The sequence below is a fragment of the Maribacter hydrothermalis genome, assembly GCF_001913155.1.
Taxonomy (GTDB): domain Bacteria; phylum Bacteroidota; class Bacteroidia; order Flavobacteriales; family Flavobacteriaceae; genus Maribacter; species Maribacter hydrothermalis.
In genome coordinates, this window is record NZ_CP018760.1 from 2,993,847 (window position 1) to 3,014,428 (window position 20,582).

General features: G+C 32.1%; 17 protein-coding genes. 7 read left to right on the forward strand and 10 right to left on the reverse strand.

All coding sequences use genetic code 11. The annotated features are described in order from the left end of the window. Positions 1-391: 391 nt before the first annotated feature. From BTR34_RS12795 to BTR34_RS12830, 8 genes are all read right to left on the reverse strand, one after another. Positions 392-1,264 (reverse strand): YihY/virulence factor BrkB family protein, encoded by an 873-nt coding sequence (locus tag BTR34_RS12795; protein ID WP_068486027.1) that lies wholly within the window; start codon positions 1,262-1,264, stop codon positions 392-394. A 37-nt stretch (positions 1,265-1,301) separates the two neighbouring features. Further along, entirely contained in the window at positions 1,302-1,904 is a 603-nt protein-coding gene (locus BTR34_RS12800) for a DUF2652 domain-containing protein (RefSeq protein ID WP_068486029.1), read from the reverse strand. Between the two features lie 534 nt (positions 1,905-2,438). Then, positions 2,439-3,860, reverse strand: a complete 1,422-nt coding sequence (gene cls, locus BTR34_RS12805) for a cardiolipin synthase (RefSeq protein ID WP_068486031.1) — start codon at positions 3,858-3,860, stop codon at positions 2,439-2,441. Between the two features lie 242 nt (positions 3,861-4,102). Further along, positions 4,103-4,750 carry a ligase-associated DNA damage response endonuclease PdeM gene (gene pdeM / locus BTR34_RS12810; protein ID WP_068486034.1) on the reverse strand — a complete coding sequence of 216 codons (648 nt, stop codon included), beginning with the start codon at positions 4,748-4,750 and terminating at the stop codon, positions 4,103-4,105. A 15-nt stretch (positions 4,751-4,765) separates the two neighbouring features. After that, a complete protein-coding gene (locus BTR34_RS12815; RefSeq protein ID WP_068486035.1) occupies positions 4,766-7,234 on the reverse strand; it encodes a ligase-associated DNA damage response DEXH box helicase in 2,469 nt (822 codons plus the stop codon). 173 nt (positions 7,235-7,407) lie between these two features. Then, complete coding sequence (locus BTR34_RS12820) at positions 7,408-7,863, reverse strand: ferritin-like domain-containing protein (RefSeq protein ID WP_082960212.1); 456 nt, start codon at positions 7,861-7,863, stop codon at positions 7,408-7,410. 245 nt (positions 7,864-8,108) lie between these two features. After that, a complete protein-coding gene (locus tag BTR34_RS12825) occupies positions 8,109-9,740 on the reverse strand; it encodes an ATP-dependent DNA ligase (RefSeq protein WP_068486040.1) in 1,632 nt (543 codons plus the stop codon). Beyond that, positions 9,737-10,762, reverse strand: a complete 1,026-nt coding sequence (locus BTR34_RS12830; RefSeq protein ID WP_068486042.1) for a ligase-associated DNA damage response exonuclease — start codon at positions 10,760-10,762, stop codon at positions 9,737-9,739. Before BTR34_RS12830 ends, BTR34_RS12825 begins: the two co-directional genes overlap by 4 nt. A gap of 1,223 nt (positions 10,763-11,985) precedes the next feature. On the opposite strand from BTR34_RS12830, the gene BTR34_RS12840 reads away from it, so the two are divergent. The 6 genes from BTR34_RS12840 (at position 11,986) to BTR34_RS12865 (ending at position 17,707) form a co-directional block, all read left to right on the forward strand. Beyond that, entirely contained in the window at positions 11,986-12,465 is a 480-nt protein-coding gene (locus BTR34_RS12840) for a DUF305 domain-containing protein (RefSeq protein WP_068486046.1), read from the forward strand. Positions 12,466-12,962: 497 nt separating this feature from the next. Then, complete coding sequence (locus BTR34_RS12845) at positions 12,963-14,525, forward strand: AsmA family protein (RefSeq protein ID WP_068486048.1); 1,563 nt, start codon at positions 12,963-12,965, stop codon at positions 14,523-14,525. Positions 14,526-14,532: 7 nt separating this feature from the next. Then, on the forward strand, positions 14,533-15,636 hold the full coding sequence (locus BTR34_RS12850) for a DUF748 domain-containing protein (RefSeq protein ID WP_068486541.1): 1,104 nt from the start codon (positions 14,533-14,535) through the stop codon (positions 15,634-15,636). Positions 15,637-15,652: 16 nt separating this feature from the next. Then, on the forward strand, positions 15,653-16,048 hold the full coding sequence (locus BTR34_RS12855; RefSeq protein ID WP_068486543.1) for an arsenate reductase family protein: 396 nt from the start codon (positions 15,653-15,655) through the stop codon (positions 16,046-16,048). A 233-nt stretch (positions 16,049-16,281) separates the two neighbouring features. Continuing rightward, positions 16,282-16,683 carry a response regulator gene (locus BTR34_RS12860; protein WP_068486050.1) on the forward strand — a complete coding sequence of 134 codons (402 nt, stop codon included), beginning with the start codon at positions 16,282-16,284 and terminating at the stop codon, positions 16,681-16,683. A 412-nt stretch (positions 16,684-17,095) separates the two neighbouring features. Then, the gene (locus BTR34_RS12865) at positions 17,096-17,707 is read left to right on the forward strand and encodes a hypothetical protein (RefSeq protein WP_235843255.1); all 612 of its coding nucleotides are present in this window, start codon (positions 17,096-17,098) and stop codon (positions 17,705-17,707) included. A gap of 10 nt (positions 17,708-17,717) precedes the next feature. Here BTR34_RS12865 and BTR34_RS12870 read toward each other — a convergent pair whose 3' ends face one another. Both BTR34_RS12870 and BTR34_RS12875 read right to left on the reverse strand, forming a co-directional pair. Next, positions 17,718-19,235, reverse strand: a complete 1,518-nt coding sequence (locus tag BTR34_RS12870; RefSeq protein ID WP_068486052.1) for a GH3 family domain-containing protein — start codon at positions 19,233-19,235, stop codon at positions 17,718-17,720. Positions 19,236-19,351: 116 nt separating this feature from the next. Further along, positions 19,352-19,798 carry a BLUF domain-containing protein gene (locus BTR34_RS12875; RefSeq protein WP_068486054.1) on the reverse strand — a complete coding sequence of 149 codons (447 nt, stop codon included), beginning with the start codon at positions 19,796-19,798 and terminating at the stop codon, positions 19,352-19,354. A 117-nt stretch (positions 19,799-19,915) separates the two neighbouring features. Here BTR34_RS12875 and BTR34_RS12880 point away from each other — a divergent pair, with 117 nt between their 5' ends. Then, the gene (locus BTR34_RS12880; protein ID WP_068486057.1) at positions 19,916-20,401 is read left to right on the forward strand and encodes a YciE/YciF ferroxidase family protein; all 486 of its coding nucleotides are present in this window, start codon (positions 19,916-19,918) and stop codon (positions 20,399-20,401) included. Positions 20,402-20,582: the final 181 nt, after the last annotated feature.

A 20,582-nucleotide genomic window follows, 5' to 3' on the forward strand; every position in this document is an offset into this window, starting at 1 on the left:
TGTTTACTTAAAGTTTTATCTAGTTTTAATTCTTTTGAATTTTAAGTAAAGTAAAATTAATGATAAAAATATGGTTAAAAATGATTTTAAATTTTATGTGTTCTGTTTTTAAAATCAATTATGATTGTGATTTATAAATGATGTAGGTTTAAAATGTATTCTTACCTTAAGGTTAATTATTTTATAAAAGACCTAAGGGAAAGATTATATAGTTTTTCCAGAAATAGAAGCTCCCTTTATCCTTAAACATAGTACTGGTAATTGGCCTAAATAGGATGAAATGGATGTGTCCATTAATTATGCGGACTATTATTTATTGGATTTAATGCTTAGAATTTGAAAGTATATTCTAGATAATTTATGTAGTCAAATTTATTAGAAATGATAATTATCAGTTTACCTGTAGTTGATATTTATCGGAGAATATTTTAGTGAACTGTGCTCCAAAAAATAAAATTAAACTGGTATAAGATACCCAAAGCATGACCAAGATAATAGACCCGGCAGCTCCATATGTTGAACCAGGTTCAGCTTTTGCAAAGTAGAAAGCTAATAGATACTTGCCTATAACAAAAAGTAGTGCGGTTAGGGCTGCACCCGATTTTACAGCTTTCCATCTTACATGTGTACTAGGAAGAAATTTGAACATTGCCGCAAATAATAGGTAAATGAATCCTAGTGATATTAAAATATCGAAAATATAAGCCAACTCTAAAGAACCATCTGGTAATAAAGAATTGATTCTTCTTGAAAAAGCGGATAGTGCGGAGGTCAGAACAAAGCTAATTAATAACAGAAATCCAAAAATTAGTATGAAACCAAAACTTTTTAACCTACCGAATAAATTTGCTAAAATATCATTAGAGAATTTTGGACTGGTTTCCCAAATTTCATCAAAAACATTTTGAAGCTGATAAAAAACGCCTGTAGCTCCATATAGTAAAGTACCTATACCTAAAATTGTTGCCATAACAGAGGTTGAGGAACCACCCTTTTTAGTCATTATATCTTTAACATAAACAGCAGTATCGGTTCCAAAAGCACTCGCTATTTCACTAGTTAATTGACCTTGTACAATTTCTCTCCCCCATACCGCACCGACTAAGTCCAAAACTAAAATCAACAACGCAGGAAGAGAAAGTATGGCATAATAGGCAACTACCGCACTTAATTTAAAAGGGTCTTTACTTAACCAACAAGTAAAGGTATCTTTAAGTAGTGCCGGCAGATGAGATATTTTAAATTTAGCACTATTTCGTGTCATATATCTTTGCTTAATTCCATTTAATATTAATTAATTGCTATTCTAATAACGGTGTTAGGTCTATATAAGTAAAACCAACTTTACCTAAATGCTCTTCTTGTATTTCTCCTTTTTTAATAGGTGTCCAATCTACTTTATCATCAATAGATTCTGATGTATACATATCCATTAAGGCGTCCGAAATAAGAATGTACTCGCTAATTTCAATATTATTTTTTAGTAACCGATGAGTGGTAATAACATCTTCCCCAATTAACTTAATTTGTTTTCCTATTTGTACAAGACCTATTTCTTCACTATAGTGAAGTATAATTTTTAACCCTAACACTTTTGGAATTTTCGAAGCGCCTTTTTTTCCTTTATACTTTATTTTTAGTTGTTCTAACTGCTTATAGAACTCGGTATAAAAGAATCTACATTGGGCTATTAAATCTCCTAACTTGGGTAATTTTCCATTTCGATAAAACAATACAGCATCTCCTTCAATTTCAGAAACTTTGAATCCAATATCGTTAGAATAGATTATATTGTTTAATAATGAGGGTATAACCTTCGAAGCCAAATCAAAATCGAAATCGCTCATAAAACTGGTGAATCCGCTTATGTCGGGAATGCATACTATTGTTGATTTTGCTTGCATAAATAAAGATTTCTTGTTTTGTAATATTATTCACTAGAATTGATAAACTTTCTTTAAACGAATATGCTGAGGTTTAACATACAGTTTTTTGAATAGTGCTGTTAAAAGCAAAGAAATAATAACGTCTTAACAAATATACATTTATACGAACAGTAAAATTTCCAAGAATTATCCCTATACATATTTTAATTATCGCAAAACAGTAATGTGCTATTGATTTGTATAATACAAGGGGTAAAGTAAAATTATTTAGCTAGTTGAACCAACAAGATTAAAAAAATGTAATTACGAATTCAAAACTTGCTACATTAATTATCGTAGTGCTTAATAAGTATTAATATAGTAGCACAGTTTGGAATGTTATTATAAACTCGATAATCAAAAGAACAGAAAAGGAAAAGAGAAGGCTAAAGAATAAAACTTTAAGGTACAGGATAATTCCATAGATTAGATAAAGCCAAATGTTTATCTTTTTCAATAACTACACTTAGAAAATGAGTACTATTTTATGTTAAAAACGGATTTACTTTTGCCTTATAATAACGGACTAAATAACTTGGAATATCCTTCTTTCATTTTTTGGAAATAAGAACGTTTTTTGAACTTCTTTAAGTCTAATAATATATCCTTTGTGCAATGGGAATTGAATTCTTTTACGATTTCTTTTGCAATTTTCTCATCATAGATTAAGGCATTGGTTTCAAAATTATGTTCAAAACTACGGACATCAAAATTTCCAGAACCTACGGATACCAACTCATCATCAATTATAATTGCCTTGCTATGGGAGAAATCTTTGCGCAAGTAAATATGTACTCCTGCCTCCATTAATCCTTCAAAATTGGCATACATGCTATATTTGGCAATTTTAGAATCGGACTTATTAGGTAATAATAAGTTTACATCAGTTCCACCAAGAGAAGCCGTAACTAGGGCGTTATAAACACTTGACCCTGGAATAAAGTAAGGGTTTGCAATACAAACTCTTTTACGGGCTAAGGCAATCATGCTTAGATATTGATACATTATAGTTGGCTGCTTGGAATCTGGACCACTAGTAACTATTTGAACTTTTGAATGTCCAGATTCTTCAATTTGTGGTAAATACGTTTCTGAAGGCAGTACTTTTTCTCCGCTTGCAAAGTGGTAGTCTTTAATAAATACACGATGGAGACTATCAACAGCAGGGCCTTTAATTCTTAAATGAATATCCGACCAAATTCCTAACTCTTTATCCGACCCAATATATTTGTCAGATATATTGACACCACCTACAAAACCGATAACCCCATCAATAATTACAATTTTTCTGTGATTTCTGTAATTAAGGGTATACATAAAATTTCCAAATCGTAATGGCATGGTAGGAAAGGCCTTTATCCCTACACTTTTTAAACGTTTTTTTAGTTTCCCTGAAAAACTGAAACTCCCTACGGAGTCATAAAGTACCCGGACTTCTACTCCTTCTTTAATTTTTGAAGCTAATAGTTCAATCAGTTTATCTAGTATGGTTCCGTTGGCCAGTATATAGTATTGAATATGAATAAATTTCTTGGCCGTTTTAATGGCTGAAAATATAGACTCAAAACTTTTTACCCCTGTTTGGTATATTTCTACCTCATTTCCATTATAGGCGGAAACAGTAGTGCTTTTTGTAATTATGGTTGATAATCTGGTTAGAGTATCCGATGAAAATTCTATTGTAGGATTAGTAATTTTAGATTGAGAATATTTTTCATCATATAATTGCCTAATACTATTTTTTTTGAGTTTATAGAATTTAAATTTTCTTCTATTAACACCAAATAAGTAATAAATTGATGGTCCTAGTATTGGGAGCATTAGAATGGTAATTATCCATCCAAAAGAACGTGAAGCTCTTCTTCCATTTACAAGTACACTTAGAATTGCCCAAATGCTCACGGCAGCATAACAAATTAGAAAAATTCTTTTCATAGGGCAATTACAGCTTTGTTAGTAACAACAAAAACAAAGGCACAAGTTAGAAAAAATAGTAATAGTATTTGATTAGTAAAATTGTTTGATTGGAAATTGTAATAAAACGTAATCATAAAATTGCGACGATTATGAAGCACTTAGAAATAAAATATTTTTATGTAACGACCACTTATAATATTTATCCGCTTTTAAAGTATGTTTTGCTTATTTGGAATGTCAAATTTTTATTGAAAACGATTTCAAGATTTTACTGTAATTGGAAAAACAGTGTTATCTAATAAGGCAAAAATTTGACAATTCTTTACAGGGCTTATGGTGTGCGAACCGGTAAATTCCCCAAAGGCAGGTAACAATAGTTGGCCGTCAGTTTTATAAAAGCAACGTAAACGCATAGACTGTTTACCAATTCCTTTTAAACGTACGGCAGGGTGAATATGTCCGCAGATGTTAAAAAATCCTTTTTTTTCTTCTGGATGGTGAGTTAAAAGAAAACTATCCAATTGAATTTCAGGGACTACCTCAATTCCTAATTCTTTATATTTTACAGGGGAAATAATATCATGATTACCCACTACTAAAATTATTTTTGAGGTGATATTAGAGGTCCATTTTTCAAAAATTTTCCATTCCTTATTTAAAGAAGAATGAAATAGGTCACCCATAAAAACGATAACTTCAGGTTTAAAATAGGCAATAACTTCGTCCAATAAATCAAAATTTTTTTGAACTGCTTTTTGTGGCACGGCTGCACCAAATTTGCGGAAATGAGAAACCTTTCCTAAATGGACATCACTTATTAGTAAAATTGATTTTTCTTGCCAGAATAATACACCATGTGGATGCATGGTAAAACTTTGATTATTAATTTTTAAGAATTCGATATTCATTTGGTTTAAATGTAACTACTTTTTCATTAAAATAGCTGTCATTCTTTTAATGCGGTCTTCCCATTTTTCGCTAGATAATTTTTCACGACTCATACGGTCAGTAATTAGTGGGAATGAAAATGGGGTTGCTTTTTTACATGGTTTCCAAACAATTTCTTGCCTTGCAATACGCTCCATGGAAAGGCGTAACCTACCTTCTTCTAATTGATGTTGAAATGTTTCTGTAAACGCCTGTTGATAAAGTAAATTTTCTGGTTCGTAATCACGGAAAACCTCGAAAAGTAATTGTGAACTGCTTTGTAAATGTTTCATTTTTATGGCTTTATTTGGATAACCCGTAAAAACCATTCCGCTGATTATTGAAATATCTCTAAATTTTCGTCGCGCCATTTCAGTTGCATTTAGGCTTTTTTGTAAATCATCCAATAAAAAACTAGATGTAAATAAGTCATTATCCAGTACTTGTTGTATATCTATTTCTTTGTCTGAAAGTAACTCGAAACCGTAGTCATTAAATGCTAATGAAAATGTTATAGGGGAGAGCAAACTAATTCTGTAACCTAACAGGCTTCCCATGGCCTCATGAACAAAACGACCTTCAAATGGGTAAAAAATATGATGATACCCTTCCCTTGTTTTAAAGGTTTCGATAAGGAATTGGTTTGGTTTTGGAACAATACTTTCCCTTCTTTGCCGCTCAAAAATATGAGCCAATGATCTTATCTCGGGAGATTGGTCTTTGGGGTCATTAAATGAAGAATAAAGCTCTTGCCTCAATAAATGAGACATCTGCGCAGAAAGTGTCATTCTGCTGCCCATCCAACTAGATATTTTTTTCGTTTTTTCCTTGGAATTTCGGACATGTACTTGCATATCTTTTATGCGAATAAATTCTAAATTTCTACCAGCGAAAGTAAAGACGTCACCTCTATTTAGTTTGGAAATAAAATATTCCTCTATGGAACCTAAGTAACCACCTTTTTGATAACGAACCGCCAAATTTACATCTCCTACAATGGTACCGATCTGCATACGATGACGCATAGCAATACCACGATCATTGACCTTAAATTTGCCATCATCCTCAATCTCCACTTTCTTGTATTCGTCATACGTTTGTAAGCTTTGGCTTCCCATTACCAAAAAATTTAAGAGCCATTGCCATTGGTCTTTTGATAAGGTTTGGTAGCAGAATGTTTGTCTTACTTCAGTATAGATTTCATCTGGATAAAATCCGTCAGAAATAGCCAAGGTAGTTAAGTACTGCAATAAAACATCATAACTATTTAGATATGGAATCCTGTCCTCGACTGTATTCAGTTTTACAGCCTGTTGCAAGGCCGATGCTTCTATAAGTTCTATGGCATGGGTAGGCAAAAAGTAAATTACACTCTCTTTTCCTGGTCGGTGGCCACTACGACCAGCGCGCTGTAAAAAACGGGAAACTCCTTTTGGTCCCCCAATTTGAATTACGGTTTCTACTGGTGCAAAATCTACTCCTAAATCTAAACTAGAAGTGCATACTACTGCCTTTAAATTTTCATTGCGTATAGCTTGTTCTACCCAATTACGAGTTTCCTTATTAATACTGCCATGATGCATGGCAATTTCGCCAGCATATTCTGGGTGTTTTTCCAGAATATTTTGAAACCATATTTCGCACTGACTGCGTGTATTTGTGAAGAGAAGTGTTGTTTTGCTTTTTTCAATTATAGGAATAACATCTTCTAACAATCGAAGCCCAAGATGACCGCGCCAAGGAAAAGTTTCCATTTTTTTTGGAATAATACTTTTTACGGTAATCTTCTTTTTAAGATTCGCTTTTATTAAAGTAGAATTTTGCAATGCCCGTGTGTCCGTACCAACAAGCACTTCTCTTGCTTGTTCTAAATTGCCAATTGTGGCAGAGATACCCCAAATGCGAATGTCCTTAGAAATTGTTTTTAGGCGCGACAAGGCCAGTTCCATTTGAACACCTCGTTTAGTACCCAAGAGTTCATGCCATTCATCTACTACTATAGCCGTACAATCCTTAAATACTTTAGGATAATCCTTAGAGGCTAAAAGTAGCTGCAAGCTTTCTGGAGTGGTAATCAACAAATCGGGCATTTGCTTTTTCATGGCTGCCCTTGCTTTTGTCGTAGTGTCTCCGGTACGTATTGCCACCGTCATTTGAGTCTCCAAATCTAAAGTCACTCGTTCTGCAGATTGTCTTATTTCTTCTGAAAGCGCACGAAGAGGCGTTATCCATATAGCCTTTAATCCTTTTTTATGTTTTGTCTTATATTGTGGATTCTTTTTGATGTAGTTTAAAACAATTGGAAACCATAAGGCGTATGTTTTTCCGCTACCGGTTGGTGCATTTAATAGGCCGTGTTTTCCTTGTAGAAAAGCTTTCCAAGTATCTTTTTGAAATTTTAATGGCTTCCAATCTTGTTTTTGAAACCATGATTCGGCAATATCATATAAGTCATTTCTATTCATAAAAGAAAATTAGCGTATTGCTTCCCTTGAATTTCTTAGGTTATTTAGTTTTATAGTAATGATACACTTTTTAAAAAATTAATGACCATACCATAAAATCTCTGTAATTTTAAATAGAAAGAAAGACTTTCCAATTCGAAAGCCTTTCTTTAACTGTTTTAATGCAAGTTTGTTTATCTAAAATTCTCTAAAATCATAGAGGTTTCCAAATCGTTTTGTATAATTTCTTTTTGCTCTCTTAAAATTTCTTTCATCCTATTTGGTATTAGGACCTCTGTCATAACCTCATTATACTCGCTGATTGCTGCTTTATCCCCTCTTACAGCTTCGGATAACATGGTTTCATCGTTGTCTCCTGAAAAAAGAGTCTTTACATCCATCCAAGAGCGGTGAATTGCGCCTTTCGTAGAACCATCGATTTCTCCATTTCCTAATTGCAGTGCTGGTGTGGCATTACGTAATTGCTTAATAAAGCTTCTTCGCTGTTTTGCCTTTTTATCAAAATAGCTTTTAGTACTTAATTCTTTTGCCAAGTCGGCTGCCTTTTCAAAACCTTTTACAGAATCTTCATTCTTTTCAACAACATCTTTTAATTTATCTTCAATCTTTTTAATATCCTTATTCATCATTTAAATTTATACGGTAACAACTATTAAAAACGTTTACCGCTTTAACGTTTAACATAAAATAAATAAAACCGTAGTGTTTGCTTAACTTAAACGATTCAATTTTTGACACTATCGTAGTCAGTATTTACAAGTTTCCATAGTTAATTTATGTGCAGAATTTTGATATTAAACTCATATAAATGAAAACAACAAGTTTTTACATATTTACCAGGCATATTATTTATTTCTAGAAATTTCAAAATAAATTAAATTATCATATCCTTTAAATCGCTGAGGTTGTTTGCCTCATATATAGTTTTGTCTTGCCGCCATCTTAAAATTCTTGGAAATCGTGTAGCTACTCCACTTTTATGTCGTTTTGAAAGCGCAATTCCTTCAAAGGCTATTTCGAAAACTTGGTAGGGCGTAACAGAACGTACTGGTCCAAACCGTTGCAATGTGTTTTTCTTAATCCAAGCGTCTACTTTTCTAAATTCAGCATCAGTCAAGCCAGAATACGCCTTTGCAAAGGTTACCAGTTCTTTTTCACCTTTATCGTTATGGCTCCATAGTGCAAAAGTATAGTCTGTGAATAAGTTACTTCTTCGACCATGGCCACGCATTGCGTAAGTTAATACGGCATCAATAGTTAAAGGGTCAACTTTCCATTTCCACCAGTCTCCTTTTTTACGGCCTACTAAATAGGGGGAATCTTTTCGCTTTAACATAAGTCCTTCACTGCGAACATCTCGTGATTGTTCCCGTTCTAGAGTAACTTCCTCCCATGAATTAAAATGCATAGTTTTAGATAGCTGAAAGGGAATTTTAAGTTGATTATTTTTTGTTCGTTGCGCATTAATAAGTGAAATGTCGTCAAATAATTGTAGTAATATTTTTCTGCGTTCAGTGAATGGTCGATTGCGTATATCTTCGCCTTTCCATTCCAATATATCGTAAGCTTTTAAAATAACAGGGACTTTTTCCAATAAAGCTTTGCTTATTTTTTTTCTGCCAATTCTGGTTTGAAGGTCGTTGAAAGTTCCTATTTCATCATTTTTGTAAGGCAGAATTTCTCCGTCTATTACCGTTCCATTGGGGATAGTTCCTATAAAAATTTCGAATTCTGGATATTTGTCAGTAACTAATTCTTCACCACGACTCCATACAAATAATTCATTTTTTCTAATAATTGTCTGAGAACGAATACCATCCCACTTATGTTCAGCTGACCATTCATTAACATCTCCCAAGTCATTGATATTATTTTCAATGGCATAAGCTAAATAAAAAGGATAGGGTTTAGAAAGGTAATCACTGGCATTTTCCTCTAAAATTAATTCTTGAAAAGAAATTTTATTAGGATCCCAATTCCCCATGAGTTTATAAGCCAGAATATCCTCATTTATAGTAGTTGCTTTAGACAACGCCCTGGTCATTAATTTTTGACTTACACCAATTCTAAAACCTCCTGTAATTAGTTTTGTAAAAACGAAACGTTCATAATAATCAAGTGTTTTCCAATTTTTGAATAGATAATTTTTCTTTTCTTCCTCTGATTTCTTCTTTAAATCAATCATTTCTTGAAGAAACTGGGATAGTGTTTTATGGGTAGTCGATTTTGTTGATGGAATAATTAAGGCTATGGTTTCAGCCAAATCACCCACTATATGATAACTTTCTTCAAAAAGCCATAAAGGAATGTTAGCCAACTCTGAGGCCCATTTTCGTAATAACGTGGTATTAACGGGTCTTGGTGGTCGCCTATGGGAAAGTATGGCAATGGTCCAAACTTTATCTTCATCGGTGGCGACTAAAAAGTAATCTGTTAATGCCTGTACTTTTAAATTTGTCTTGTTGGTGCTGTCTAGTTTTTTTATAAGATGTGCAAAATTTTTCATGTTTCAACGTCTTCCTTAGATGATGTATTTAGTTCTGCTAACTCCCCTTCGTACTGAGTTTCTTCTGTTCGGGCGTCATAGCCTTGCTCTCTTAAATAGCGTGAAAAAATTTCTGAGTACCCGTGTGTACAAATGATTTTTTCAGCTTCAGTTTCTTTAATACTTTTTAATAATCCTTGCCAATCGCAGTGATCGCTTAGTACAAAACCTTTATCAACAGCACGTCTTCTTCTAGCGCCCCTAAACGTCATCCATCCACTTGCCGAACCTGTTACAAAAGGTACCATTTTTCGAATCCAACTGCTACCATGAGCACTGGGCGGTGCTAAAACAATATTACCTACTAAGTCTTTTTTGTTCGTCTCTTTGGTGATTAGTGTAGTCTCGGGAAAATTAATGATTGGACGTAAAACATTGGTCATATTTTCTATGGCTCCATGAGTGTATATTTTTCCGATGTCGGTATCTAAATATTTTAAAAGCCGTTGTGCTTTACCAAGTGAGTAGCCAAAGAGTATAGAAGTCTTTTGTTCTTCTTTATTTTCTTTCCACCATAGATTAATATTTTCAAAGACCTCTTTTTGGGGGATCCACTTAAAAGCTGGTAAGCCAAAGGTACACTCCGTAATAAAAGTATGGCATTTAATAGGTTCGTAAGGGGTAGATATACCATCATTTTCAACTTTGTAATCTCCGGAAAACACCCAAACTTCTCCTTTGTGTTCTACTCTAATTTGCGATGACCCAATAATATGACCTGCGGGATGTAAACTAAATTTTACATTGTTGATTTTAAATGTTTCGCCCCATTTTTTCCCAGAAACATTAATGTTACCCAGACGATGCGATATTATTGGAACATTATTATGATGGGTAATATATTGTTTATGACCATAGCGGCTATGGTCTGCATGGCCATGCGAAATTATGGCGTTATCTACAGGTTTCCATGGGTCTAGATAGACTTTTGCAGCGCTGCAGTAAATTCCTTTTTCTGTAAATTCTAAAAGCGGATTTGGCATGATATTTAATGTGATGGACTCTTCTCAAAATTAGTAGAGTTAACTGAAAATGTATTCTTTAAAAAAATATATAATTACTCCAAAACATGATGTAATGTAACTATTTTAAAATTTACCTAGCCCAATTAACCATCACTCAGAAATATCTTTACAAAAGCTACTTTAGATAAATTGTGGGTAGGTGTTAAGAGTAGTTAACCGTGTATGTTTGTTATGGACAATGCAAAAAAAATGGTGTAAACCCTCAACCTTTGAATTAATAATGCCAACGCTAAATCAGCACATTCGTTTTTTCCAACGCTTATGCAAACACTTAAAAAAATAAAATAAGTTTTTCCGACAACACGCTACTCCAAAATAGGTATTTGAATATTTTATTATCTTAGTAGTAGAATTTTTATGAAGAACAAATCGCACATATTAGTTCTATTTTTAATGCAAATGGTTATTACGACTAGTACAGCAATTGCGTGCGGAAAATCCTCTGAAAAAGAAAAAATGGAGGAAACACCCTGTTCAAAACAAGACAACAAAACCGAAAAAACCGTGTTGCGATAAGGGAGAAAAAGATGATGATTGTTGCGGTGGAGCTTGTGGTAATACATCTTGTCATTGTCTAAGTTCTGTAAATTCAACAGTGCCGTTTAAAGACTTTCAGTTAGAATTATCCAATAATTTTAAACTTTTGGTAAACGAATGGAGTTGCGCTCAAAACAAACCAAAACCAGTTTACATTTGCATTTGGCAACCGCTAAAAATAAGCTAAAACCTTTTTTGACAGCTGTAGCTTTGTCTATTTCGATACAAGCCAAAGGCTTGTGCTTTTTAGCTTTTTATAATAATATTAAATTTGAGAAAATGAAATCATTAAAATATTTAATGGTAGCAATTTGCGCAGTTAGAAATGGGTAAACTTTGAATTGACGTTCTTATTGCATGGATAAATTTTGGATAAATTAAAAACAGACGCTCAAAAAATAACGGACATAAATGATACAAGAGAGCAAAGGCATTATTTCACTTCTCTTTTAAAGAATAGGTATGAAGATCAGAAAATATCGGAACAAGAAACGCCAATAAACTTTCAATTTATCTAATGGCAGATAATGGTAAAGGAACAAATTGGTTGAGCAAATAAGAAACTATAAAAATCCTAACTACGGTTCGCAAATGTTGAGTTGTGGTAAAACGATAGAAACACTTAATAAATAAAAAACACAGTTATGGAAAATTCAGAAACACATAAGAATAATAAATACACAACATTTTTTCTAATGTTAGGATGCTCATTTTTAGCAATGTACATCACAATGTATTTAAACACCTATGCAATCGACCACGTATATTTTAGCTTGACACGATTTTATATGACGTGTTTGGGCATTTCGACAATGGCAGTAATTATGTGGTTTTTTATGCGAAATATGTATAAAAACAAGAAAAAAAATATCGCAATTCTGTTAGGCAGTCTTGTACTTTTTAGCTCCGCCCTATTTCTTGTCCGCATTCAAAAACCAATAGTTGGCGATATTTTGTGGATGGAGGCTATGATACCCCATCACTCGATTGCAATATTAACAAGTGAGCGAGCTGATATTAAAGACCCAGAAGTAAAAAAACTGGCAGAAGATATTATTAAAGCTCAAAGAAAAGAAATTGAGGAAATGAAAGCAATGATAAAACGATTGGAAAATGAAAAATAACAGCTTAATAAGCATCATTTTTACTATTGTTCATTGCAAGAAAAATTTCAGCTCAAAATAGTGTAAAATATAAATTAACGGTTACGGACACTATAGTCAACTATTCAGGAGAAGAGAAAAAGAACGAATACGGTAAACGGACAAATACCGATGCCAACATTAATCTTTACCTAGGGCGATATTGTTAAAATTGGCTCTTACATAAACCTCAAGGTTAGCGTGTGTTTATAAGCTAAGTTTCATGCACAAGACCTATATGTTTGTTTAAGTTGTTGCGCTTTTTATTTACGCGATAATAAAGAACTTTATGCCAAGACCTGTCTCTAATTATTAACGCTGTACTATTTCCAATGCTTCGCCGTCGTACTCTAAGGTATTTTACTAAAGTTTTTGAACTAATTTAATATCGAATACAGTTCGTTTACTTGGGCTTTTAATCGGATTTTGACATTTATCAAATTAATAATTGAGAAGTCAATTTATATACATGCTCTTCAATGAATATTCTTAATAAGAAAAGGAAAAAATATCTACTCGTTTTTATTGGCCTAGTCCTATTTATTTTTGTGGCATTTTCTTTTATTCAGTCCTATATTGAAACTAGGATAGACAATTTTTTATCTTCAGAATTGCCGAAGAATATAGATTTTAAATACACTGATTTAGAATTTAGTTTTTTAAATAGTAGCTTAACTTTAAGCACTATTTCTGCTAAAAACTATCAAGAATCGAAAACTGTAATTTTAAATATAGATAGGTTAGGAGTATTGGGTTTTAATTACTGGCAGTTTCTTATCAATAAAAAAATTAAAATTGATAGTATTGTTTTAGAAAAACCAGATTTAGATTATAACATTGACGAAAGTTATGTGAAAACCAAATTAAAAAATGATACGTCTTTAAGTAGTTTCGATAAGGAGGTTTTAATTGAAGAGATTCTTATAAACAATGGTAGTTTATTATTAAAAAAGTCTGATAGTACTCAATTTAGCATAAATAATTTTAATTTTTTATTAGAAAACGTTCAACTAGATTCAATTTCCATACAGAATAAAATTCCATTTAAATACGAAGATTATAAAATTGCTTCTCAAGACATTTATGTAAATCTGGGATTATATGAAGCTATGACAATAGATAGCTTAACAATAGCTAAGAACGTTTTGGAGCTTAAGCAGCTGACCATGAATTCCAAATATAGTAGAAAGGAGCTATCTACGGTAATAGAAAAAGAACGTGATCATGTAAGTTTAAATATAGAACACATATTATTTAATCAAATTGATTTTGGTTTTGAAGAAGAACGATTTATTTTTAATGCAAGTTCAAGTAAAATTGATTACCCTATAGCCGCAATTTATAGGGATAAATTGGTTAATGATGATTTAACCGAAAAAGCATTATATAGCAAAATTTTGCGGGAACTACCCATTGCTATTTCAATTTCCGAAATTGAAATAGCTAATGGTCAATTAACATATGAAGAATTAGTCAATATAGATACCAAAGCTGGTCTTCTTTTCTTTGATGAAATTGATGCTAAAATTAAAAATCTATCAAATTATGTAGTTGAAAATATGGAAACTACAATTGAAGCTAGCGCATTATTCATGCAAGATTCTCGTATGACTTTAAATTGGAGTTTTGATGTCAATAATACGGACGATTCATTTTTAGCTTCTGGGACTTTTGAAAATTTTGATGCGCAAACGTTAAATCAATTTTTAGAATCAAATGCTAATTTAAGGGCTAAAGGCCATGTGGATAAACTTTTTTTTACTGTAAGTGGTAACCCATTCAATTCAAAAGGCGACATGAGAATGAAGTATGAAAATTTTGAACTTTTAATTTTAAAAAATAATAGACTTGTAATTAATAAATTTCTAACAACTATTGGAAATATTTTTATAAAGAAAGATTCTAAAACTGATGAACAAGGATATCGGTATGGAAAAATAGAGGTAGAACGAGACGTAACAAAATCATTCTTTAACTACTTGTGGTTAAACGTTCGCAGTGGTATTGGTAATACTTTAACTGGAAATGGTAAAAAGGAATAAAAATAGAATGAAAGTTAAGACCAAAAAAGCTGGCATTAGAAAAAAACGATTTGTTTTTCCAATACTTATAATTGTCTTTTTATTGGTAGCAAGGTTGTTATTGCCTTATGTGGTTAAAAATTATGTTAATGGGGTATTGGCAGATATTCCTGGTTATTATGGGGAAGTTGGCGATATTGACCTATCTGTATTTAGAGGTGCCTATGTTATAAAAAATCTTTTTTTAAATAAAAAAGATGCAGGTTCTGAGGTTCCATTTATAGCTATTGAACGAACGGATATTTCAGTAGCTTGGAAAGCACTGTTTAATGGAAAAGTGGTAAGTGAAATAGAAATGATAAGACCACAAATAATTTATGTATTCGAGGATCAACAGCAAAACAAAATAGAAGATACCGATATAGAAGATTGGTCAAAAGCACTCACTGATCTAGTGCCTATAGAAATTAATAATTTAAAAATTACAAATGGAAAAGCTGCTTTTGTTCAGCTAAATGCAGCCCCTAATATAGATTTAAATCTTAATAACATAAATTTGGAAGCCTTAAATCTAAGAAATGTTGTTCGGGTCGAAAAAGAATTGCCTTCGTCATTAAGTGCTACAGCCACATCAATTGGCAATGGTAATGTTAAGTTAGAAGGGAAAATGGATTTGGTTAAGGAAATTCCTGATATGGATATTTCATTTTCATTAGAGCACGCAAATATTGTATCGTTCAATGACTTTACAAATCATTATGCCGGTATTGATTTTTCTTCGGGCGAATTTAACTTATATAGTGAAGTAGCAATAGCCAATGGATTTTTAACGGGTTACCTAAAACCACTTTTAAAAGACTCTAAGCTCATAAGTAAAGAAGATAAGTTCTTTGAAAAACTATGGGAAGGTTTTGTTGGCTTTTTCAAATTCGTTTTAAAAAACCAAAAGAATAATACTTTAGCTACAAAAGTTCCTATTGAAGGTGACTTAAATAAAGTAGAGGGCAAAATTTGGACCACTATTTTTAACGTTTTTAAAAATGCTTGGATAGCTGCTTATACAGGAACGGTAGATGATGAAGTGGAATATGAAGATGCAGAGAAGCGCAGTGAAAAAAATAATAAAAAATAATTTTAAAGCAATTTATATGGGAGTAATAGCTAAAAATAAAAGGAAAATTATACTGTACTACAATTCTGAAAGTTCAATAGGAAAGCAAACGTTGGCCTATGTAACATCTTCAGAAAAAGATATCTTAAGTGTAGACATTTCAAAAACAAAGGTAACTGGTACGCAGTGGGCCGAAATTGCTAATGGGTTGAACATAAATATTTCAGATTTAATTAATACAAATCACCCAGATTTTGTAAACATTTATGGTAAAGAACCAATAGAAATGGAAGAAGAAGATTGGTTAAAAATTTTAGAAAAAGAACCAAATGTTTTGGCATATCCGATAATTATAAAAGGTAATAGATACGTACAACTAAAATCCCCATCAAACTTTTTAAAGTATATAGATAGTTTTAATGAAAATGTGTAGTTTTTTTAACATCAATAAACTTTTCTTTTAGAGCAATTAACTTTTTAATTCTCTCCTATTTTAGAGTAGTTAACAATAGGGAAATTTTTGAAACTATATTTTTTTAAAACCTAAGGTTAATGCCTAAAAAAGTTTTTAATATGATATTTAAAACTATTGGATAGTACAATTAAAAAATACTGTTCTTGGAGAATGCTCAAGTAAGAATCTAGACACTTAATAACGTATTACAAATGAGAGTTATAAAAACTGCAAAACCATTTATTTTTTTGGTTGATGATGATTACGATGATCGACAATTGTTTTCTGAAGCTCTTGAAGCTATTAAAATGGATTATAGAATTACCACTTTTACCAATGGTGTTGATTTAATGGCAAATTTAATAGACCCTTCTACGGAATTGCCTAATTATATATTTTTAGATTTAAATATGCCTTTAATGAATGGGGAGGAATGCTTAGATGATATTAGAGGAGAACTAAACTTTGCGAACATTCGTGTTATTATTTATTCCGGATATTATGATGAAGAAGAAGTGAATCGTTTATTAAATAAAGGAGCAGACCAATATTTGCAAAAACCTAAATCTTTTAAAGAATTAAAAATACAGATAGAAAATTGTTTTAGCGCATAGAATAATAACTACTAAATGGTGCTTCAATAATTTTTACATAGTTATTAAAAGTGCTTTTAAATTCATATTGAACCCAAATTCTATAGTATTAATGTTTTCTCATAAATGTTTATAGAAGATTAATGAAAAATTTGTAATATACTTTATGGCATGTACGCATAGTGAAGTATTTAAATCTCATTGATATTAGCGGTTGCTGTTTTTTCTTTTATCAACCATTATACTATTGTTAAACCAATTAGTATTTATACATGCCCATGCCACAGAGTTGAACGAAATTTTAAGTGTGGTCTTTTACGATATTAAACAGGTGACCGTGACATTAAATTTAACGTTTTAAAAATCTTTTGTCTTCAGGAAGCTTAAGTCAAATTTTTTATGCCACTTACCGATATCAGCTTCTACTATAATTATGAAAATATATATTAAAATCATTTTACTATTACTTATGGCGAAAACACCAGCATTTTCACAGAATGTTATTCCAGAATCCATTAAAGACGAAATAAAAATTGCCTTAACCTATTATCCAAACCTTCAAAATAATCCTATTGAATTTAAATTTCGGAAAAATATAAAAAAGTCAACTATGCTTGCCCAACCTGATTTTTGGAGTTTGTTCAAGTCTAAAAAAAAGAGAAAGTATAAAGTATTAATAAGCGAAAAAATTGTTATTGCGGGCAATGCGTTTGCCACCAAGGATATTCCGAAAGATGTTATGATTGGATGGATTGGACATGAACTGGGGCATATTGTTGATTATAAAAATAGAAGCAGTTTAAATTTAATTTGGTTTGGGATAAAATATACTTTTTCTGATAGCTACATTAAGGAAGCGGAACGAGCAGCAGACACACATGCCGTTAATCACGGCATGGAAAGCTATATATTGGCTACAAAGAATTTTATTCTTAATAATGCCGATATTAACGAGTCGTATAAATTAAGAATTCGAAAATACTACTTGTCACCAGAAGAAATTATGGTACTAATAAATGAAAGAAACAAAGCCGAAAAAGAATAGGGCGTTAAAGCTATTTTTGAACAAATTCTTCCCATTCTGCAAATTTATCTTCTCCCATAACCCGTTCCATTTTTACTTGACCGCCTTTCTTTTTATTCATTCCATTCCACTCATGAAATACCGAGGGTAACAAGGTTTTAACCTTAACACCTTTAAGCGCTTTGGAACGTGCAACTTTATAATTATTGTTTGCGCCTTTTAAATGTTCATCCAACGCGTTGGCAAGCGTTAAATTATCTTTTTCATTTTCAGTACCTAAATACCAACAGTGATAAAACTCACCGTCAACACGTTTTGCACATAACGTGTATTCTGGAATTTTTATATCAAACGTCATTTCTAAATGTTGTACTGCATCATCCAACTTATTAACTGAAAGTTGCGAGCCTACCGTATTTAGAAAAAATTTGGTTCTTCCTGTAATTTTAATTTCGGCTTTTTCCACATTTGTAAATTCAATAGTATCGCCAATTAAGTAACGCCAAGCTCCCGACACTGTACTAATAATTAATATATAATCTTGGCCAGTTTCAACTTCTTCTAATGAAAGTGAAGGTGCATTGTTTATAATTGACCCGTCTTGATTGATATACTCTGGCTTAAATGGAACAAATTCAAAATATATTCCACCATCCGTTACTAATTGCATTGCATCCGTTTCTGGTCGGGCCTGGAAAGCAATAAATCCTTCAGAAGCCAAATAAGTATCAATAACAGTTACTGGTTTTCCCAACAACGAATTAAAACTTTTTTCATAGGGTCCAAAAGCAACGCCACCTGAAGTATATACTTGAAAATTTGGCCATATTTCATGAATATGATTAAGGTTGTGGTAAGAAATAACCTTTTGTAGCATAAGCTCCATCCATGAAGGTATTCCACTTAACGCTCCAATATCCCAATTAGGTGCTTCTTCCGCAATTTTTTGTACACGCTCGTCCCAATCATCGATTTGGGCAATTTCTTCTCCTGGTTTATAAAAGCCTTGAAACCATGTAGGGATGTTGCTTGCACTTATGCCACTTATTTCACCTTCTTTATGTCCATCTTTTGTATTTAAATCTGTAGAACTCCCAAGCATTAAAATACCTTTTTCAAAGAAGTCTATGGGGAGATCAAAGTTACTTAAGGCATACACTTGTTTAATACCTGCATCGCGGATGGCGTCGAGCATTTCATTTGTAACGGGTATCCTTTTACTTGTCTTGCCAGTAGTTCCTGAACTTAAAGCAAAATAATCTGGAGTACCCGGCCATGTTACATCGGTTTCACCATCATGTAATTTTGCCCACCATTCCTCATTGATCTTATTATAATCGAAAAAAGGAACTGAGTCCTTAAATAATTTTAAAGGTTGCTTAGAAGATAAAATGGTTTCAAAATTATAATGTCTGCCAAAGTCCGTGTCTTTTGCTGTGCCTAATAAATTTTTAAATACTTTTTTCTGCGCTTCAACAGGGTTTGTGTCCGGCGCCAGTTTATCTCTTAATTCTAAAAAACCTTTGATTACACTACCAAGTATTGCCATCTCTTTTTTTGCTAAAATATTTAAAAGGAAAAGGTTGTTTGTGCTATATCGAACCTAAATTTATCTGATTTAGCAAAGTCTTTCATCAAACCAGAATAAGGTAGAAATTAAAATAATTAACGTTGTAAAATGGGGTTAGAATTTTTATCCAAAAATGTTCTTACCGTGTTCCAGAACATTAAAAGTGGACTGGTTGAAGTTTTTGAAAATTGGGATAATAGCTTCATATTATTTAAAAATCGTTTCTCCTCCTTGTTGGTGTTATTTATTACCGAAGGGTAGTAAAAAGCCATATTCCAATCGCTAAAATATCTTTTAGAAACTTTTCCTTCCCAAAGTATTTTTAAAGATTGATGTCTCTTGTCACATTTAATTTTTTCGTATAATTCTTGGATATCATTTTTTTCTCCTTCTAAAATCTGGACAAATTTATGATCGTAATACACCAGACAACCGGTTATATTTTTATTAAAATTTGTAGTTCTAGCTTCCGCCAAAATTTCATCCAAGTCGGTAGCTACCATGTTGGTCGATTCTGTAGATATATAGGTTAGTTGGTACATTTTTACACTTATGCACATAAGTTAATGAAAATATTTTTTCTCACGTTAGTATTTTTATCAATGTAGTCAATCAAAAAATCAATAGGCCCTTATCTTTAATTATATTAAAAAAATGCTATGAAAACGTTAGAAGAATTATTTGAACATCAATTAAAAGATTTATATAGTGCAGAAAACCAAATTATAGAAGCACTACCTAAAATGACAGAAAAAGCGACTGATACAGATTTAAAAGATGTTTTTGAGAATCATTACCATGAGACCATGGAGCAAAAAAGTAGGCTGGAAATTATTTGTAGAGAACTCAATATTACACCAAGTGGAGAAAAATGTAAGGCTATGGAAGGACTTATTAAAGAGGCAAGAAATTTTATTTCTGAAGCATCTTCAGAAGAGGTCATGGACGCCGGTTTAATTGCCGAAGCCCAACGCGTGGAACATTATGAAATTTCTGGTTATGGAACCGCAGTACGCTTTGCAAAAGAGCTCGGACATAGAGATATTGCCAAGAGGCTTCAAATAACTTTAGATGAAGAATATGAGGCCGATAATAAACTGGACAAAATAGCTGAAAACAGATTAAATAAAAAAGCAATCGGATAAGCCTTATAAATAAGAAATGACTTTATATAGGGATTTTTAATTTTATGCGAGATAAACTTAGATCGGGGTTATTATTATCATTATAAAAGTGAAGTATCGTAAAATTAACTATAAAAAAAACCGACCTTATTAAGATCGGTTTTAATTATTGCAACCAACAAAAAGTGATATTTTTTTTTGG

Bases quoted from the DNA above. Each gene is read 5' to 3' on its own strand.
- BTR34_RS12795 (WP_068486027.1), bottom strand. From the start codon at position 1,264: ATGACACGAAATAGTGCTAAATTTAAAATATCTCATCTGCCGGCACTA.
- BTR34_RS12800 (WP_068486029.1), bottom strand. From the start codon at position 1,904: ATGCAAGCAAAATCAACAATAGTATGCATTCCCGACATAAGCGGATTC.
- cls (WP_068486031.1), bottom strand. From the start codon at position 3,860: ATGAAAAGAATTTTTCTAATTTGTTATGCTGCCGTGAGCATTTGGGCA.
- pdeM (WP_068486034.1), bottom strand. From the start codon at position 4,750: ATGAATATCGAATTCTTAAAAATTAATAATCAAAGTTTTACCATGCAT.
- BTR34_RS12815 (WP_068486035.1), bottom strand. From the start codon at position 7,234: ATGAATAGAAATGACTTATATGATATTGCCGAATCATGGTTTCAAAAA.
- BTR34_RS12820 (WP_082960212.1), bottom strand. From the start codon at position 7,863: ATGATGAATAAGGATATTAAAAAGATTGAAGATAAATTAAAAGATGTT.
- BTR34_RS12825 (WP_068486040.1), bottom strand. From the start codon at position 9,740: ATGAAAAATTTTGCACATCTTATAAAAAAACTAGACAGCACCAACAAG.
- BTR34_RS12830 (WP_068486042.1), bottom strand. From the start codon at position 10,762: ATGCCAAATCCGCTTTTAGAATTTACAGAAAAAGGAATTTACTGCAGC.
- BTR34_RS12840 (WP_068486046.1), top strand. From the start codon at position 11,986: ATGGAAAATTCAGAAACACATAAGAATAATAAATACACAACATTTTTT.
- BTR34_RS12845 (WP_068486048.1), top strand. From the start codon at position 12,963: ATGAATATTCTTAATAAGAAAAGGAAAAAATATCTACTCGTTTTTATT.
- BTR34_RS12850 (WP_068486541.1), top strand. From the start codon at position 14,533: ATGAAAGTTAAGACCAAAAAAGCTGGCATTAGAAAAAAACGATTTGTT.
- BTR34_RS12855 (WP_068486543.1), top strand. From the start codon at position 15,653: ATGGGAGTAATAGCTAAAAATAAAAGGAAAATTATACTGTACTACAAT.
- BTR34_RS12860 (WP_068486050.1), top strand. From the start codon at position 16,282: ATGAGAGTTATAAAAACTGCAAAACCATTTATTTTTTTGGTTGATGAT.
- BTR34_RS12865 (WP_235843255.1), top strand. From the start codon at position 17,096: ATGAAAATATATATTAAAATCATTTTACTATTACTTATGGCGAAAACA.
- BTR34_RS12870 (WP_068486052.1), bottom strand. From the start codon at position 19,235: ATGGCAATACTTGGTAGTGTAATCAAAGGTTTTTTAGAATTAAGAGAT.
- BTR34_RS12875 (WP_068486054.1), bottom strand. From the start codon at position 19,798: ATGTACCAACTAACCTATATATCTACAGAATCGACCAACATGGTAGCT.
- BTR34_RS12880 (WP_068486057.1), top strand. From the start codon at position 19,916: ATGAAAACGTTAGAAGAATTATTTGAACATCAATTAAAAGATTTATAT.